This is a genomic window from Chitinophaga eiseniae (assembly GCF_900167135.1).
GTDB lineage: Bacteria > Bacteroidota > Bacteroidia > Chitinophagales > Chitinophagaceae > Chitinophaga > Chitinophaga eiseniae.
Map to the genome: position 1 here is coordinate 1,103,229 of NZ_FUWZ01000003.1, position 16,867 is coordinate 1,120,095.

At 50.9% G+C, this 16,867-nt stretch carries 13 protein-coding genes and 1 tRNA gene; 10 read left to right on the top strand and 4 right to left on the bottom strand.

Annotation, left to right across the window (positions count from 1 at the left end; all coding sequences use genetic code 11):
* Positions 1-144: 144 nt before the first annotated feature.
* A complete protein-coding gene (locus B5D63_RS23620) occupies positions 145-1,635 on the bottom strand; it encodes an aminotransferase-like domain-containing protein (protein WP_078671293.1) in 1,491 nt (496 codons plus the stop codon).
* Between the two features lie 88 nt (positions 1,636-1,723).
* Between B5D63_RS23620 and B5D63_RS23625 the strand changes: the two genes are divergently transcribed.
* A complete protein-coding gene (locus B5D63_RS23625) occupies positions 1,724-2,185 on the top strand; it encodes a carboxymuconolactone decarboxylase family protein (protein WP_078671294.1) in 462 nt (153 codons plus the stop codon).
* A complete protein-coding gene (locus B5D63_RS23630) occupies positions 2,182-2,613 on the top strand; it encodes a GNAT family N-acetyltransferase (RefSeq protein WP_078671295.1) in 432 nt (143 codons plus the stop codon). Before B5D63_RS23625 ends, B5D63_RS23630 begins: the two co-directional genes overlap by 4 nt.
* A 54-nt stretch (positions 2,614-2,667) precedes the next feature.
* On the opposite strand, the gene B5D63_RS23635 is transcribed toward B5D63_RS23630, so the two are convergent.
* Positions 2,668-3,873 (bottom strand): hypothetical protein, encoded by a 1,206-nt coding sequence (locus B5D63_RS23635; RefSeq protein WP_078671296.1) that lies wholly within the window; start codon positions 3,871-3,873, stop codon positions 2,668-2,670.
* Positions 3,874-4,336: 463 nt separating this feature from the next.
* Here B5D63_RS23635 and B5D63_RS23640 point away from each other — a divergent pair.
* The 4 genes from B5D63_RS23640 to B5D63_RS23655 all read left to right on the top strand — a co-directional run bounded on the left by B5D63_RS23640 (position 4,337) and on the right by B5D63_RS23655 (position 10,551).
* Positions 4,337-4,410, top strand: a tRNA-His gene (locus B5D63_RS23640).
* A 134-nt stretch (positions 4,411-4,544) separates the two neighbouring features.
* A complete protein-coding gene (locus tag B5D63_RS23645; RefSeq protein WP_078671297.1) occupies positions 4,545-5,120 on the top strand; it encodes a DUF445 domain-containing protein in 576 nt (191 codons plus the stop codon).
* 215 nt (positions 5,121-5,335) lie between these two features.
* A complete protein-coding gene (locus B5D63_RS23650) occupies positions 5,336-7,900 on the top strand; it encodes a TonB-dependent receptor (RefSeq protein ID WP_078671298.1) in 2,565 nt (854 codons plus the stop codon).
* Positions 7,901-8,067: 167 nt separating this feature from the next.
* Positions 8,068-10,551 (top strand): TonB-dependent receptor, encoded by a 2,484-nt coding sequence (locus tag B5D63_RS23655; protein WP_159456131.1) that lies wholly within the window; start codon positions 8,068-8,070, stop codon positions 10,549-10,551.
* A 54-nt stretch (positions 10,552-10,605) separates the two neighbouring features.
* On the opposite strand, the gene B5D63_RS23660 is transcribed toward B5D63_RS23655, so the two are convergent.
* Positions 10,606-11,259 (bottom strand): protein-L-isoaspartate(D-aspartate) O-methyltransferase, encoded by a 654-nt coding sequence (locus tag B5D63_RS23660; protein ID WP_078671300.1) that lies wholly within the window; start codon positions 11,257-11,259, stop codon positions 10,606-10,608.
* Between the two features lie 125 nt (positions 11,260-11,384).
* Between B5D63_RS23660 and B5D63_RS23665 the strand changes: the two genes are divergently transcribed.
* Both B5D63_RS23665 and B5D63_RS23670 read left to right on the top strand, forming a co-directional pair.
* Positions 11,385-13,109, top strand: coding sequence for a phospho-sugar mutase (locus tag B5D63_RS23665; protein WP_078671373.1), 1,725 nt, complete (start codon positions 11,385-11,387; stop codon positions 13,107-13,109).
* Positions 13,110-13,132: 23 nt separating this feature from the next.
* Entirely contained in the window at positions 13,133-14,116 is a 984-nt protein-coding gene (locus B5D63_RS23670) for a DUF2279 domain-containing protein (RefSeq protein WP_078671301.1), read from the top strand.
* A gap of 9 nt (positions 14,117-14,125) precedes the next feature.
* On the opposite strand, the gene B5D63_RS23675 is transcribed toward B5D63_RS23670, so the two are convergent.
* Entirely contained in the window at positions 14,126-14,623 is a 498-nt protein-coding gene (locus B5D63_RS23675) for a phosphoribosyltransferase family protein (RefSeq protein WP_078671302.1), read from the bottom strand.
* A 109-nt stretch (positions 14,624-14,732) separates the two neighbouring features.
* Between B5D63_RS23675 and B5D63_RS23680 the strand changes: the two genes are divergently transcribed.
* Positions 14,733-16,055, top strand: a complete 1,323-nt coding sequence (locus tag B5D63_RS23680) for a 4Fe-4S dicluster domain-containing protein (protein WP_078671303.1) — start codon at positions 14,733-14,735, stop codon at positions 16,053-16,055.
* Between the two features lie 23 nt (positions 16,056-16,078).
* Positions 16,079-16,858, top strand: coding sequence for a (Fe-S)-binding protein (locus B5D63_RS23685; RefSeq protein ID WP_078671304.1), 780 nt, complete (start codon positions 16,079-16,081; stop codon positions 16,856-16,858).
* Positions 16,859-16,867: the final 9 nt, after the last annotated feature.

Genomic DNA, 16,867 nt, shown 5'->3' on the forward strand with positions numbered 1-16,867 from the left:
ATACTTTCACGCAAAGCGCGCAAAGATTTGATAAAGAGATTACGTTTTGAAATAAATTAAGAACGCAAAGGATCGAAGGCTATATTTTATCGTCGACATTAGTTGAATAACAAAATATGGTCGTCGACCCTTTGCGTTCTTTATCTATTTATCAAATCTTTGCGCGCTTTGCGTGAGCACTTTTTCAAGGATACCCACCGCTTTCGTCAGTTCCCTGTTGTTCAGCGACGCGAAGCCAAACCGGATGGCGTTCAGTGATGTTGTGCCGTGCCCATACTGTTCCCCGTTGCTCATCAGGAGGCCCATGGAAGCAGCCTTCACGGCCACCTGTGTCAATGGGTATCGTTTGTGGAAGGTAAGCCAGGTGGCCATGCCACCAGCAGGTTCGGTAAAGCGTACCTTGTCACCCAGGCGGTTTTGCAGCAGTTGCGTGAGCTGATCGCGCCGCTCATGATACAGCTTGTTCGATTTTTTCAGGTGCCGGTCGATGGTCCCGTCGGCCAGGAGGGCCGCCAGTGTTTCTTCCGGGAGGTTGTCTCCCTGGAGGTCCATCAGTTTGCGCAGCCTGGCCATTTCTTCGAGGAACGGCGCCGGGGCCACGAGGAAGCCGCTGCGGATGGAGAGCCCGAGCAGTTTGGTAAAAGAACCTACGTAGATCACGTTGCCGCCATGGTCTCCACTGGCCAGCGGCAATATGGGCGCAGAACTGTAATGATAATCGTAGTCGTAATCATCTTCCAGCACGGCCAGCCGGTGGGTGCGGATAACGTCCAGCAGCCGCATTCTGCGTTCTGCGCTGAGCGTAACCGTTGTTGGGTGGTGATGGTGCGGGATCACATACAGCATCTTCACTTTATGGGCACGGCACAGCCTTCCTACTGCTTCCACATCGATGCCCTCTGCGTCTGTGGGCACGCGCAACAGGCGGGCGCCCAGCTGTTCAAAGCACAGGTCGGCATAAAAATAATTGGGGCTGCCCACGATCACGTAGTCCCCTTTCTTCAGCAGCATGGCGGCGGTCAGGTAGATGGCCATCTGTGCACCCCGGGTAGTCATTACATTGTCGGCCGACAGCGAAAGGCCGCGCGTATACGTCAGGTAATGCACCAGCTGCTGCCGCAGGTGCAGGCTGCCCATCGCAGAACCATAGGTGAGCCGCTGGTGATAGCGCGGCCGGCGGACCAGCGCACGGCTCTCTTTCATCCACGCTTCCAGCGGCGCCTCCCGCATATCGGCAAAACCATCGTTGATGATCAGCTGACCGGGCTGTAGCCGGTCGTAGCGGGAAGTGACCACAGATGGAATACGGTTAAAAGAAAACCCCGGCCCCGCGGTATACGGAGATGCCGGCGCCTGAAAGGAACGAGGCTTGACATCCGGCAGGTTGGTCGCAACCATCACACCCTTTCTCGGAAGGGCGGTGGCCCAGTCCTGGCTCACCAGTTCGTCGTATGCCGCTACCACCGTCTTACGGTGCAGGCCTAACTGTAACGCCAGTACACGGCTGCCGGGCAACAACAGCCCCGGCTTCAGCACACCTTCCCTGATCAGGCTGGCAAAGCGGTTCGCAATCTGCTGATATACCGGTTGCCGCGCCTCCCGGTCGATAGCGATCAGTGTTTTATATGGTAGCATCTGGACTATTGATCGATTTAAATCTGGACTACATGAATAGTCCAGGCAAAACTAATTTTACAGTATCAATAATGCAAAAACAATCGTGATGAAAGAAAGATTTTTTATGCAGGAGGTGCAGCCGGAAGCCTTCAAAACGATGGTGGCGATGGACAAATACACGACCACCACCAACGTGTCCCCGTTACACCGCGAGATGATCAAAGTAAGGGCTTCGCAGCTCAACGGCTGCGCCTATTGCCTCGACAAGCACGCTGCCGACGCCCGTAAACTCGGGGAAACCACAGAGCGTCAATTGTTACTCAATGCATGGCGTGAATCGCCACAGTTCACCGAAGAAGAGAGGATCATACTGGCCATGACAGATGAAGTGACCTTTATCAGTGAACAGGGGCTGACGGAGGAGACTTACAACAAAGCGTTGGCCTGCTTCGGCATGGAAACCACCGCTCAACTGCTGATGCATATTATTTGTATTAATGCCTGGAACCGTATCGGGATAGCTACCCGCCGGATACCGGGCCAACATTATCCAACAACCGCCAAATGAGAACAGTAAGAACAGCCGTCACCGACGCCGAAATACTGGCCTGCCGCGAGGTCATCCTCTCCCTACGCCCGCATATAGCGCCTGAAAGAGTGCTGCCGCAGATACGGGAAATGCAGTTGGAAGGCTACCATCTTCTGTATTTAACAGCAGACGATGATCCTTCAAAAGTAGCCGCTATAGCAGGTTACCGGCACAAACATAATCTCCATAGCGGCCGCTTTATTTATATCGATGACCTGGCCACCCATCCCTCCTGCCGCGCGCAGGGCTATGCCACGCTGCTGCTGTATTACATCCGGGAGATCGCAAAAGAAGAGGGACTCTCTATTATACAGCTGGATTCCGGGCACGGCCTGTGGCCGGCACACCGGCTGTATCATGAACAGGGCTTCTATATCTCAGCCCATCACTTCACGCAGGTGGTATAAAAAAAGCAGCGAAGACAGGTGTCTTCGCTGCATAAAAACATCACAACAAAAAAACTATTCCTTTACCTTATTCAGGAAAAATGATAGCTTGAACAATAGCTCATCCTGAAGGCCTGCTCTCAGTTTAGCCTCATCGTCGGTGATACCCAGGCGGCGCAGCCGCTGATAGTAGACGTAAGAACCGCCGATGAGCTCCAGGCATTCCTGTATCTTGCGCTGCACCTCTGCTTCTTTGGTGCGCTTCTCATATTCTTTTTTAGTCAGTATTTTATCCACAAAGTAGAAGTTGTCTTTGTCTTCCACCCATTTATTGCCTTCGCGATGCTGTGGCTTATACACTTCAAGATAACAATTATCCAGCTTTAAAACATCACCAAATTCTGCCCGTATATCGATTACCGTCGGTTTTTCCGCTGCAGGGTTGGCTAACCGTTTTTTGATGTGGTTGCTGATCTCCACGCCCAGCCCGTCGCTGCTCATAAGAATCTGGTTCAGCTCGGAAAACTCCAGCCCGATGGTGATACGGGTATATCCCCTGCCGCTTTTTATTTTACCAAAAAGGCTGGGCGTCGTGTGTTCATCAAAGATGATGTCTTCCACCTGCACCTTGGTAATGGTTTTATAGTCGGGCTTGTAGCCTTCTTCCGCCGGGGTGGGACGTTTGTTCACCAGCCGCGCTGTTTCCTGGCGGCGGCTGTGCTGGATATAATCATCGATGAAACGCAGCTCATGTTTTTTGAGCTTGGCGTATAACTCATGATGAGAATAATTGTTCATCTTGCTCAACAGGGCAAGGTCATTCCAGCTGTGGAAGTGCTGCATTTTTTTCAGTTCTTCCAGGATATCTGCTGCCGCCATGTTGCGACGGTAATATAATTCTCCTATCAGAAAGAGGGCGTATTCCTGCGCCGGATAACCCAGTTCGGGCAATACGTCGTAAGGGCTGCGCTTCTGGTCACGCGCCTGCTCCAGCAGTTCCACGTCGGACATTACCGGGGCCAGCAGGTACTTTCGGGCGGCCGACCGTAATTTCTTGCTCACATAATCCAACAGCTGGTCACTCACCTGGCTGTGATGTACAAAGTCATGCAGAATCTGTACAAAGCGGCGCGATGTAGGTAATCCAAACTGTGTGAGAATATCATTTTCCAGGTCCAGCACCTCCTCTTTCGCAGGCTCCTCTTTGCCAGGTTTTACCTTCTGCTCCATCTGCTGGTAACGCTGATAATACTCCTGTAACTTCAATTTAAGCTGATCCATAATATATATACAATTAATTATTAAACGATTTTAACTTTCTTATGGCCGGGTCCGGGGAGTTTTGTCATTTTTCCATCGTTTTGCCATCCGGGCTAACATATCTCTCCCCTGTGGACAGCGAACAGCCTGAAATAAGCCTGCTCTGTGTGGCCATCAACCAAACATTCTGTTGACTTTCAACAACTTGATAAAATGGGAATTATAATGGGAAGTGCGCAAAGATACGCCTTTTAATACAGCACGCAAAGCCTCAAAACGCCATCTGGTGCGGATTACATTAGTATATAATAACAAGCATCGGCGGGATAAAATGTACTGCAATGATTATCATATCACTCCCTGTTTTTTCATGATATATAACTTTCTGAAAAAAAATTTCGAAAAGTATTTGGAATTTAAAAAAGCTTTGTGTTATCTTTGCACTCCCAACAACGAAATAACACACGCTGGAAGGGACAAAACGGTGGTTGTAGCTCAGTTGGTTAGAGCATCAGATTGTGGTTCTGAGGGTCGGGGGTTCGAGACCCCTCAATCACCCGAAAATGAAAAAGGCTTCTTACACAGAAGCCTTTTTTCGTTTTATAATGTTTTATTTTTTTTGATGCTTTCGATAGAGAAATTTCAATAGAGGGAGAGTATCTTCGCAACATTGTAAATAACATTTCCATTCAATGAATTATCTGCTTCCCATTATAGCCTCCTGTCTGATACCCGTTGTCACAGCCCTGCTGGGTTGGTTTATCCATCACCTGGCCGCGCACACGTTCTTCACCAGCATTCTTCCGAAACGGCAACAGGCCCTGGCACAACAACTGGGTGCTTTCGCAGGACAGCAGCTTTCCTTCAGCACCATCAAATCCAAACTGACAGATCCTGAAAAAATAAAAAATATTATTCCGCTGGTAGAAGCGCATCTCGATACTTTCCTCCGGGAGAAACTGCCTAAAGCCATGCCGGTCCTCTCCATGTTCATCGGCGACAGCATCGTGAACCAGATCAAATCACATCTCGTGGCAGAACTCGATACCCTGTTCCCCGTGATGATCAGTCAGTATCTCGACAATGTAGAGAAAGACCTGAACATCGAAAAAATGGTAGCCGATAAAGTAGCCGGTATCTCCGCAGAACAACTGCAACAAATCAGTCAGCAAATGCTGGGAGACGGAATTGCCAAATTTAAACTACTGGGCGCCCTCACAGGCTTCTGTTGCGGCCTTCTGGCGTTGATACTCCTGTTTATTTTTTAATCGCCCTGTTTAGCGGCGCCTCCTGAAGGAAGCGCCGCGCACTGTTAACTACTGTTAACCGGAAAGCATTGTTAACTACTGTTAAGACCTTCTAAGGGTCATTTTTTTGATTTCCTGCGGAAAAAATTCCATTCATCACAATATCCGACCATTCACCACTACCCACCGATACATTTGCTGAAATCTGACAAACAGTGCGGATAAAAAACAGCAGGATGAAAAAACGGTATTTACTCCTTGCCGGCATTTTAATGTGGCAGGTACAATCCTTCGCTCAGGCGCCCGTAGCCGGCAAACCAGCGGCTGCGGCCAACGGACAGGGCGCCAAAACACGGCCGGACATGCCGCAGATAGGCAGGCTTTACGGGAAACTGATAGACGCCTCCAATGGCAAACCCATCCCATATGCTTCTGTAGCCCTGCTGCGGCAGCGCGACTCTTCCGTGGTGACCGGTATGCTGACAAAGCCCAACGGTGAATTTAACCTGGAAAGTCTACCATTCGGCCCTTTCCTCGTACGCATCAACTTCATGGGCTATACCGGTCTGCAGAAAAAAGTAAGCATTACCCCGCAAACCACCGAACAGGACCTGGGCAACATTAAAATGCAGCCCAACGTAAAAACCCTGCAAAGCGTGGAAGTGACCGGCCGGAAAAGCGCCTTCACCATGGGCATCGACAAAAAGGTGTTCAACGTGGAACGTAACCTCACCAGCGTAGGCGGTACCGCCACCGATGTACTCAAAAATATACCCTCCGTCAATGTGGACCTCGACGGCAACGTCAGCGTACGCAATGCGGCCCCTAATATCTTTGTGGATGGTAAACCCTCCACGCTCACCCTCGATCAGATACCCGCCGACGCGATCGAAAGCGTGGAACTGATCACCAACCCCTCTGCACGGTACGATGCAGAAGGCATGTCCGGTATCCTCAACATCATCCTGAAGAAAAACCGGAAAGCCGGCTTCAATGGCTCCGTACAGGCGGGCATCGGCACCGGCAATAAATACAATGCCGGCGGTAACATCAACATCCGTCAGGGTAAGTTCAACGTATTCGCCAACTACAACCTCAACGCCAACAGAAGCTGGGGCGAAGGCAACACCTCCCGCAGCAACTACAAAAGCGGCACTGCCGCCGATACCAGCTTCCTGCTGCAGAACAGCAACAGCAACAGTAAACCGCTGTTCCAGTTCGGCCGCTTCGGCCTGGATTACCAGATCGATAACCGCAATACCATCTCGCTGTCGCAGAACATCGTTGCGGGCGACTTCAAAAACAATGAAGACCTCCTCAGCACCTTCTCCAACAGTCAGCACAATATCACCGGCCAGAGCGACCGCCGGAACAACAACAAGTTCGGTTTCCGCAATTACACCACAGCATTGGGTTTCAAGCATACCTATGCCAAACCTAATAAAGAATGGACAGCCGACTTCAACTACAACAGAAGCTCCAACAACCGTAACGGCGATTACCTCACCCAGGCCATGAACGCGCAGGGAACACCGCTCGGTCAGCCGCTGTACCAGACTAATACGTCTGCCGGCAAAACCACTTTCATCACCATCCAGACAGATTATACCAACCCGGTAGGCAAAAACGGTAAACTGGAAACCGGCGCGAAAGTCACGCTGCGCGATTATACCAGCGATTACCAGGTATTCGACAAAGACACCCTCAACGGGCACTTTATTCCCAATGCCATGCTGTCTACCGCCTACAAATACAACGAGGAGATTTACGCCGGTTATGCGAATTTTTCCAATACTATGGGCAACTTCGGCTATCAGGCAGGTCTGCGTGTGGAACAATATGTGTACGCCGGCGAAAACCAGGGCGTGCATTACAAACCCACCAAAGCGGTACCAGGCTTCTTCCCGAGCGTATACCTGTCGCAGAAGCTGAAGCATGACCAGGAATTACAATTGAACTATTCCCGCCGGGTAAACAGGCCGAACTTCTTCCAGCTGATACCTTATCGTGATTACAGCGATCCGCAGAACCAGCGGGAAGGTAATCCCAACCTGAAACCGGAATACATCAACAGTCTGGAGTTTTCCTATGCTAAAAACTGGCAGAACGCCAACCTGCTGGGAAGCGTATACTTCCGTAATGTGAATAATATGATCTCCACCATCAGCACGCCGATTGGCGCCGATACACTGCTCACGCAGTTTATCAACGCCAACAGAAGTAATTCCTACGGTGCGGAGATCACGCTGAAAAACCAGATCCTCAAAGGCTGGGACCTTACTTCCAATGTGAACCTGTACCAGACAGATATGAAGGTGAACAGCAATGGACAACACTTCAACAACAGCGGTTTCAGCTGGCTCGCGAAGATCAATTCAGAAACTAAGCTGCCGGCCAATTTCACCGTACAGGTGACCGGCAGTTACCAGGCGCCTACGATCGCACTGCCCGCTTCCGGCGGTGGCGGCGGCCGTGGCGGTGGCTTTATGATGATCCCTACTTCTTCACAGGGTACCATCAAAGGCTTCAGTACGGTGGATGTGGCGGTACGCAAGGACTTCCTGAAGAACAAAGCCGCCTCGCTCACGCTCAGCCTGTCTGACGTTTTCAATACACGCCAGTATGAACTGAACCAGGCTACGCCTGCTTTCGCACAGGATTACATCCGCAAGCGCGAATCCCGTATCCTGAAGCTCAACTTCAGCTACCGCTTCGGTAAATTCGACGCTTCCCTGTTCAAAAAGAAAAAACCGAATAATAACAACGACATGCAGATGGGTGACCCAATGCAAAGTTTTTGAGTTAATAAAGAGGGTGAATGCAAGACCACAGCCGGTAGACAGCGAATAGTGCCTCTGCCGGCTATCTTTTTGAATATACCATTCATCCCAATTAGTCAACATTTTAAACACCGGCAATTATTTTTATAGCCATAGATCAGCCAGAATAAAGGATGCGAACATTACGGATGCTAAGATTACTTGCAGGGGCAGCCCTGCTGTTTGTTGCTGTTGTGCCTAACCTCTACGCACAAACGCCGGCAGCTACGCCGGTGAAAATGACCGGTAAAGTGGCAAATGCCGTGACCGGCAAACCGGTAGAGTATGCCTCCGTGGTATTGCTCCGCCAGGCCGATTCTTCCGTGGTGACCGGTATGTATACTACTCCCGCCGGCACTTTCACTTTCAACAGCGTTGTTCCCGGTATTTACGTACTGCGTGTTACCTTTATGGGTTATGAGAAACTGGAAAAAGCAGTGAAGGTGGCGCCCGGCAAACCCGCTTTCGCCGGTACCCTGCGCCTGCAAACAGCTGGTAAAGTGCTGAACGCCGTAGAGATCAAAGCAGAAAAACCGGCCTTCTCCATGCAGATAGACCGGCAGGTGTTCGATGCCGGCAGCATGATCAACGCCGAAGGCGGCACCGGCACAGATATCCTGAAAAATATTCCCAGCGTAGATGTAGACATCGATGATAACGTGACCCTGCGCGGCAAAAGCGTGACCATCTACGTGGATGGCAAACCATCGCCATTCGGGGATGCGAAGACAGCCCTGCAGATGATCCCTGCCGAAAGTATCGACCGCATAGAAGTGATCAACAACCCTTCCGCCAAATTTGAAGCACAGGGCGGCGGCGGTATCATCAATATCGTCCTGAAAAAAGATAAGGCCATCGGGTACAATGTAATGTTCAACGCAGGCGCCGCCACCCGCGGGCAGGTCAACGGCAGCGCCAACGCCAGCCTGCGTATGCGCCGCTTCAACTTCTTCGGCAATTACAACGCACGTTACGAATCCATCGGTGGCAGCGGCTACAGCAATCGCCAAAACCTAGTGCCCGACAGCAGCCATACCACCTTCTTCTCGCAGGACAGCCGCAACAACAACCGCAATGGCAACAACGGCGGCCGCTTTGGCTTCGACTACTTCCTCGACGACCATAACACCATCACCATCGCGGAAGGCATCAATCATAACTTCAGCAGGAACGAGGATAACATCCTCCTCCATTACCTCGATGAGCAAAAACAAACGCTCCGCAGCGGCGAACGGCATAATACCAGTCGCAATAACGGCTATAACAACAATACCAGCCTGCATTACAAACGTACGTTCAAAAAACAGAACCAGGAACTGACCGCGTATGTGAGCTACAGCGGCAACCGCTCCGGAAGCAACAGCGACTACCGCACACAATACCAGAAGCCCGGCCAGGATTCCCTCCCCAACCCCAACTGGCAGGAGAATACCGGCAAAAAAGGGAACCGCTTCTGGAACCTCCAGTCAGACTACACCATGCCTCTTGGCAAAAAAGGGAAACTGGAAGCAGGCGTAAAAAGTACCCTGCGGCATATCAGCAACGACTATACGGCCATGTTGTACGACTGGGAACTGAAAGATTTTCGCAAGAGCAACCAGCTGTCCAACCAATACGACTACGAAGAAGATATCCATGCCGGTTATCTCAACTTCGCCAATGCTATCGGCAACCTGGGCTACCAGGTGGGGGTAAGGGCTGAACAATCGTACCTGAAAGGCTACTCTTTTACCCGCGACACCACGGTGGACAACCGGTTCTTCAACCTCTTCCCCAGCGTGTTCCTGAAATATAATCTGCCTAAAAACCAGAACCAGAGCCTGGTGTTCAATTATTCCACCCGTATTGACCGGCCTAATTTCGACCAGTTGCTGCCATATATCAATAACTCCGACCCGCAGAACATCCGCACCGGCAACCCGGAGCTGCAACCGGCGCTGTCGCATAAGCTTGAAGCCAGTTATTCCGTCTATTATCCCAAGTCCAATAACTATTTCAGCACCAGCACCTACTATGCGCAAACCAATGACAACATTGACCGTATCAGTACGCTGGACACCATCTCCGGCGTGACCACCACCAGACCCATGAACCTGGCCACCCAGCAGAACATTGGCGGCAACGTGTCTTACAGCCTTAATATCTATAAATGGTGGAAAATCAATGCCAACCTGAACATGGAGTACAACCGGCTCACCAGCGTAACGCTGAACAATGAGAATTTCAGCTACGGGCTGAACGCTAACACACAGTTCAGACTGCCTTCCCGTATCAGCATTGAGCTGAGCGGCCATTACCGGTCACCGCGGATACAACCGCAGGGCACTTTCCGGGCGATGAATGGTATTGATTTCGGCATCCGCAAGGAAGTGCTGAAGAACAGGGCGCTGGTGGTAGCGCTTAATATCTCCGATCTGCTGAACACACAGCAGTTCAGCTCTCATTACGAAACACCGGTGTTTATCCAGGATTATGAGCGCAAACGCGCCACCCGCTTTATCCGTATCAACATACGCTATCGTTTTGGCAAGATGGACCCTAATCTCTTTAAAAAGAAGAAACAACAACAGCAGGAAGAGGAAGAGAAGCCACAGGAAGAAGAGGAGAAGCCCAAAGAGCGGGGAAGATTATAAAAGAGCCCCTGTTGATGATCAACAGGGGCCCTTTGTATTATTATAGCATACTTTTTATTTTTTACCCGCCAGCATGGGCACAAAGGAGAAGTTGTCAAACAGCTCCTGTTCCGTTTCCGTATCACTGATTTTAGTGATGCGCAGCATCCGCTGTACTTCCTGGCCCCCCACCGGGATGACCATTTTACCCCCGATTTTTAACTGCTGGACCAGCTTTTCGGGAATATGTGGCGCCGCCGCTGTCACCAGGACCTTGTCAAACGGCGCATAGGAAGGCAGGCCTTCGTAGCCGTCGCCATAAAACAGGCGCAGGTTGGGATATTTGCTTTTAAAAGGAAAGGCTTTTACCTGGTCGAACAGGCGTTTCTGGCGTTCAATGGTAAAAACGTTCAGTTTCAGCTCCGCCAGCACACAGGCCTGGTAGCCGCTGCCGGTACCGATTTCCAGTATCTTTTCAAAAGGCCGGGGTTCCAGCAACTGCGTCTGGTAGGCTACCGTATAAGGCTGGGAAATCGTTTGTCCCTCCCCGATAGGAAAGGCCCTGTCATCGTATGCTATGCTCTCGAAAGCCGTATCAAGAAAAAAATGCCGGGGAATATTGCCGATGGCCGCCAGTACGTTTTCATCGGTAATACCTTTCTGACGGATACCATCAACCAGCTGTTTGCGTAATCCTTTTTGTTTATAAGTATCTTCATACCGCCTCATAGTGCAAAATTAACCATTACCTACGATTTTCAATGAATTTGCCCGGGCGGAATTTCCCACATTCATTTTTTTATTTTTACTTTACAACCTGGCCGGGCTATAAAGGCCCGAAAAACAATACGATTATGGATATAAATATTCAAAACAAAGTATCGCAGTGGCTCAACGGTAACTATGACGCCGAAACCATTGCCACACTGAAAAAGATGCAGGAAGGCAACCCCGATGACCTTAATGATGCTTTTTATCGTAATCTCGAGTTTGGTACCGGTGGACTGAGAGGAATTATGGGCGTAGGTACCAACCGCATGAATAAATATACCGTCGGCATGGCCACTCAGGGCTTTGCCAACTATCTTAAAAAGACCTTTGAAGGCGAGGTAAAAGTGGCCATCGCGCATGACAGCCGCAACAATTCCCGCTTTTTTGCCGAAACCGTTGCCAATGTGTTTGCGGCCAACGGCATTAAAGTCTTTCTGTTCGAAAGCCTCCGCCCTACGCCGGAGCTTTCTTTTACCATCCGTCACCTGCAGTGCCAGGGTGGCGTGGTGCTCACCGCCTCCCATAACCCGAAAGAATACAACGGCTATAAAGCTTACTGGAACGACGGCGCCCAGCTGGTGCCCCCGCACGACAAGAACGTGATCCGGGAAGTGGAGAGCATCCTCTCCCCCGACGACGTGAAATGGAGCGGCGGCGAAGCCAACATCACCCTCATCGGCAAGGAAGTGGACGAAGCTTACCTGAAAGAGTTACAGGGCCTGTCCATCAACCCGGAAATCAACAAACAACAGCACGACCTGAAGATCGTGTATACGCCTATCCACGGCACCGGCATCACCATGGTACCGGAAATACTGCAGCGCTTCGGTTTCACCAACGTTAACGTGGTGGAAGAACAGGCGACACCGAACGGTAATTTCCCCACGGTGGTGTATCCCAACCCCGAAGAGTCTGAAGCCATGAACCTGGGCCTGAAGAAGGCCAAAGAACTGGATGCGGACATCCTGCTGGGCACTGACCCGGACGCAGACCGTGTAGGCATTGCCGTAAAAGACCTCAAAGGCCAGTGGGTATTGCTGAATGGTAACCAGACCGGCGTACTGCTGTTCAACTATATCGTGGAAGGCCGCCGCAGGAAAGGATTGCAGCAACCGAACGACTATATCGCCAAAACCGTGGTGACCTCCGACCTGATCGATGTATTCGCTGCCAAAAACGATATCAACTGCTATAATACCCTCACCGGCTTCAAATGGATCGCTGACCTGATCCGCCGTAAAGAGCCACAGGAAACCTTTATCTGCGGCGGGGAAGAATCATATGGTTATATGATCGGCAACAATATCCGCGACAAGGACGCCATCTCTTCTGTGGCCATGATCTGCGAAATGGCAGCTTATGCCCGCAGCCAGGGCAAGTCCTTGTTTGAACTGCTGGTGAACGTCTATCAACAGTATGGTTACTATAAAGAACACCTGATCTCCATCACTAAAAAAGGAATGAAAGGCGCCGATGAAATTGCCGAGATGATGCGGGGCTATCGTGAGAACCCGCCGGCCACCATCAACGGCTCTCCGGTGGTGACGCTGTACGATTATCAGCTGCAACAGGTAAAAGACATCCAATCCGGCGAAATCAAACCGCTGGACCTGCCCAAATCCAATGTGCTGCAGTTTGTACTGGCCGATGGCAGCAAGATCTCTGCCCGCCCATCCGGTACCGAACCTAAGATCAAGTTCTATTTCAGCGTAAACGCGCCGCTGGACAGTGCCGCCAGCTATGATGCCGTTACCGCCGATCTTGACAAAAAAATCGAAGGTATCATCAACGACATGCAGTTGAAATAATAAAACATCTTCCTATCACAACATTGAAAGAGAATACTGCCCGGTTAACCTCCCTCTCCCACGGGGGAGGCCTCCTGGCGGGAATCTTCCTGGTCCTGTTGAATTCCCTGACTGCACCGGCCCAACAAAAGCCCCCCTTTTTCTCCTTACCCGATACGACCGTCAAAGAAAGAGTATGGATGCTCTCCGGCACCACCGCCGTTGTTTACGGCAGCAGCCTGACAGTGCTCAGCAGCGCCTGGTACAAAGGTTATTCCCGCTCTTCTTTCCACTTCTTTAACGACGCACGCGAATGGAACCAGATGGACAAAGCCGGACATATTTTTGCCGCTTACCTTGAAGGTAAATACAGCCGTGAAATGTGGCGATGGTCCGGTCTTCCGCGTAAGCAACAGATCTGGATCGGGGGCCTCAGCGGCTTCGCTTACCAGTCGGTGATAGAAGTACTGGACGGGTTCTCTTATAAATGGGGCTTTTCGTGGAGCGATATGGGCGCCAATGCCATCGGCTCCGCTCTGCTGATCAGCCAGGAATTGGCCTGGGACGAGCAACGGATACAGCTTAAGTTCTCTTCCCATCCTAAAAGTTATCCCGAAGGACCAGTGCGGGAGAAAGCGGACCAGCTTTTTGGCCACACATTCTGGGAAAGAACGCTGAAAGATTATAATGCACAAACGTACTGGGTTTCTGTCAACCTGTATTCTTTTCATAAAAACTCCACATGGCTGCCCCGCTGGCTGAATATGGCCGTGGGATACGGTGCAGAAGGGATGTATGGAGGGCGTGATAATACCTGGACGGACGCACATGGGCAGCACCACGACTACAACCAGGTGCGCCGGATACGACAGTTCTACCTGTCGCCGGATGTTGATTTCACCAGGATCCGTACCCGTAAAAAAGGCGTCAGGGTATTGTTCCAGGTACTGAATATGATGAAGTTTCCCGCTCCTGCCCTTGAAATCAATTCACAAGGCGGCGTGAAACTGCATCCTGTTTATTTTTAACGGAAAAGCTTATTCAAAATAAGCAGCGATAATATCTTCTCCCTGCATTTCCACCAATACCATGTCCTGCAAGGTGGTGGCCAGAGAATAGCCTACAAAGTCGACCGACAGCGGGAAAGATTTGTGCCGGCGGTCTACCAGCACAGCTGTCTGTATTTTCTTCGGAAGATAAGCCAGTAGGGGCTTCAGCGCATAAAGCATGGTACGGCCGGAGTTGGCCACGTCGTCTACCACAACGACTACCTTATCATTAAAGTCAATGTCTTCAGAAACTTTTACTTCATCCGGATGTTGTTTGTCCAGGTGCAGGGAAATAATGCTTGTTTTCAACGGAGAGATCTGTTCCAGTACAGCCGCTATTTTACGGGCCACGACCATGCCTCTGTCCCAGATACCGGCAAGGATGATGTCTGTACCGTCGCTGTTCAGTTCATAGATCTCATAAGCGATCCGCTCAATCTTTTTCTGGATGATATCCTGTGTAAGAATAATGTTCCTGCTTTCCATAGGCGCAAATGTAAGAAGATCAATTATAGGAAGATGCTTTTAATAAAAATTTCCCCTTCAAAAGCCGGGAACCAAAAAAGACATAAATTAGGGAGTCAAATCTAAGATAATGCGAATTGTACAAGAGTTACTGTTTATTATTGCCTTCGGGACGGCAGTATACCTATTTTCCACGAAAGTGCGCCAGATCAGGCGGAATATCCTGCTGGGGCGCGATGAAGACCTCAATGACCACCCTGACCTACGCTGGAAAAACGTTCTGCTGCTGGCTTTCGGCCAGAAAAAAATGTTCCGCAACCCGCTGGTGGCTGTACTACACTTCTTCGTGTATGCAGGTTTTATTATCATCAACCTGGAGATCCTCGAGATCATCCTGGACGGGATAGTGGGCACCCATCGTTTATTCGTTCCCGTGTTAGGCGGACTGTATCCCATACTGATCAGCGCTTTTGAAGTGCTGGCCGTACTGGTAACGCTGGGCTGTGCCATTTTCCTGGTGCGCAGGAACATCCTGAAGATCCGCCGGTTTATGAGCAGGGACCTCAACGGATGGCCACGTTCCGATGCCAATTACATCCTTATTACCGAGATTGTGCTGATGCTCCTGTTCCTGACGATGAATACCGCCGATCAGCAAATGCAGCTGCGTGGCAGTGAACACTACATCGCTACCGGTAATTTCCTCGTCAGCGGCAGCCTGGCTTCTATATTCAATAACACGCCGGACGGCACGCTGATCGCTATCGAGCGTACCTGCTGGTGGCTGCACATACTGGGTATCCTGGCATTCCTGAATTACCTGCCTTATTCCAAACACCTTCATATCATACTGGCCTTTCCGAATGCCTACTATGCCCGCCTGGAGCCGATGGGCGAAATGGAAAACATGCCTGCCGTACAACGGGAGGTGCAGCTGATGCTGCAACCGGAGCTGGCTGCCAACGAGCCCGCCCCGGAGGGCATGCCCAAGTTCGGCGCCAAAGACGTGTTTGACCTCAGCTGGAAAAACCTGCTGGACGCTTACAGTTGCACCGAATGCGGCCGCTGCAGCGCCGCCTGCCCTGCCAATATCACCGGCAAAGCGCTTTCTCCCCGTAAAATTATGATGGACACCCGCGACCGCGCCGAAACGGTAGGCCGCAACATCAATGAAAACGGCGAGTTCAGGGACGATGGCAAAACCCTGCTGCGGGACCATATCACAGAAGAAGAACTGCGCGCCTGCACCACCTGCAACGCGTGCGTACAGGAGTGCCCGGTAAGTATCAGTCCGCTCGACATTATCGTGCAGCTGCGCCGTCACCTCGTGATGGAAGAATCCAGCGCCCCCGCCGAATGGACCGGCATGTTCAGCAATATCGAAAACAACATGGCCCCCTGGAAGTTCAGCATGGACGACCGCGACAAATGGGCCGAAGAAATGAATCAATAACGAAAAGCTAAAAGCGAAGAGCTATGCAGATAAAGACAATGGCTACATACGCCGCCAACGGGGAAACACCGGAAATACTGTTTTGGGTAGGTTGCGCCGGCAGCTTCGACCAGCGGGCGCAGAAGATCACCAAAGCTTTTGCCACCATCCTCGAAAAAACAGGCGTTCAGTTTGCCATCCTGGGCAAAGAAGAAAGCTGTACCGGTGATCCGGCCAGAAGGGCAGGCAATGAATTTATTTTCCAGATGATGGCGCAGAACAATATACAGTTGCTCAACATGTACGGGGTAAAAAAAATCGTCACCGCATGCCCTCACTGCTTCAATATCCTGAAAAATGAATACCCTGCGCTCGGCGGTAATTATGAAGTGATACATCATACCACCTTCCTCCAGTCGCTGATCGACGAAGGGAAAATCAAAATGAAGGAAGGCGGCGTCTTCAAAGGCAAAAAAATCACCTATCACGATTCCTGCTACCTCGGCAGAGGCAATAATATTTACGAAGCGCCCCGCAAAGTGCTCGAAACGCTCGACGCCGAACTGGTGGAAATGAAACGCTGCCGCAGCAAAGGACTCTGCTGTGGCGCCGGTGGCGCCCAGATGTTCAAGGAAGAAGAAAAAGGCACTACCCGCATCAACTTCGAACGGGGCCAGGAAGCCGTAGATACGGGCGCCTCCGTCATCGCCGCCAACTGCCCTTTCTGTATGACGATGCTGACTGACGGCGTAAAAGAAACCGGCAAAGAAGACACTGTGAAGGTGCTGGATATCGCTGAACTGATTGCCATGAATATGGAATAATCATTTGTC

Coding starts and splice junctions, on each gene's coding strand:
- B5D63_RS23645 (WP_078671297.1), top strand. CDS start 4,545: ATGAATTATCTGCTTCCCATTATAGCCTCCTGTCTGATACCCGTTGTC.
- B5D63_RS23665 (WP_078671373.1), top strand. CDS start 11,385: ATGGATATAAATATTCAAAACAAAGTATCGCAGTGGCTCAACGGTAAC.
- B5D63_RS23620 (WP_078671293.1), bottom strand. CDS start 1,635: ATGCTACCATATAAAACACTGATCGCTATCGACCGGGAGGCGCGGCAA.
- B5D63_RS23675 (WP_078671302.1), bottom strand. CDS start 14,623: ATGGAAAGCAGGAACATTATTCTTACACAGGATATCATCCAGAAAAAG.
- B5D63_RS23630 (WP_078671295.1), top strand. CDS start 2,182: ATGAGAACAGTAAGAACAGCCGTCACCGACGCCGAAATACTGGCCTGC.
- B5D63_RS23650 (WP_078671298.1), top strand. CDS start 5,336: ATGAAAAAACGGTATTTACTCCTTGCCGGCATTTTAATGTGGCAGGTA.
- B5D63_RS23685 (WP_078671304.1), top strand. CDS start 16,079: ATGCAGATAAAGACAATGGCTACATACGCCGCCAACGGGGAAACACCG.
- B5D63_RS23680 (WP_078671303.1), top strand. CDS start 14,733: ATGCGAATTGTACAAGAGTTACTGTTTATTATTGCCTTCGGGACGGCA.
- B5D63_RS23635 (WP_078671296.1), bottom strand. CDS start 3,873: ATGGATCAGCTTAAATTGAAGTTACAGGAGTATTATCAGCGTTACCAG.
- B5D63_RS23660 (WP_078671300.1), bottom strand. CDS start 11,259: ATGAGGCGGTATGAAGATACTTATAAACAAAAAGGATTACGCAAACAG.
- B5D63_RS23625 (WP_078671294.1), top strand. CDS start 1,724: ATGAAAGAAAGATTTTTTATGCAGGAGGTGCAGCCGGAAGCCTTCAAA.
- B5D63_RS23655 (WP_159456131.1), top strand. CDS start 8,068: ATGCTAAGATTACTTGCAGGGGCAGCCCTGCTGTTTGTTGCTGTTGTG.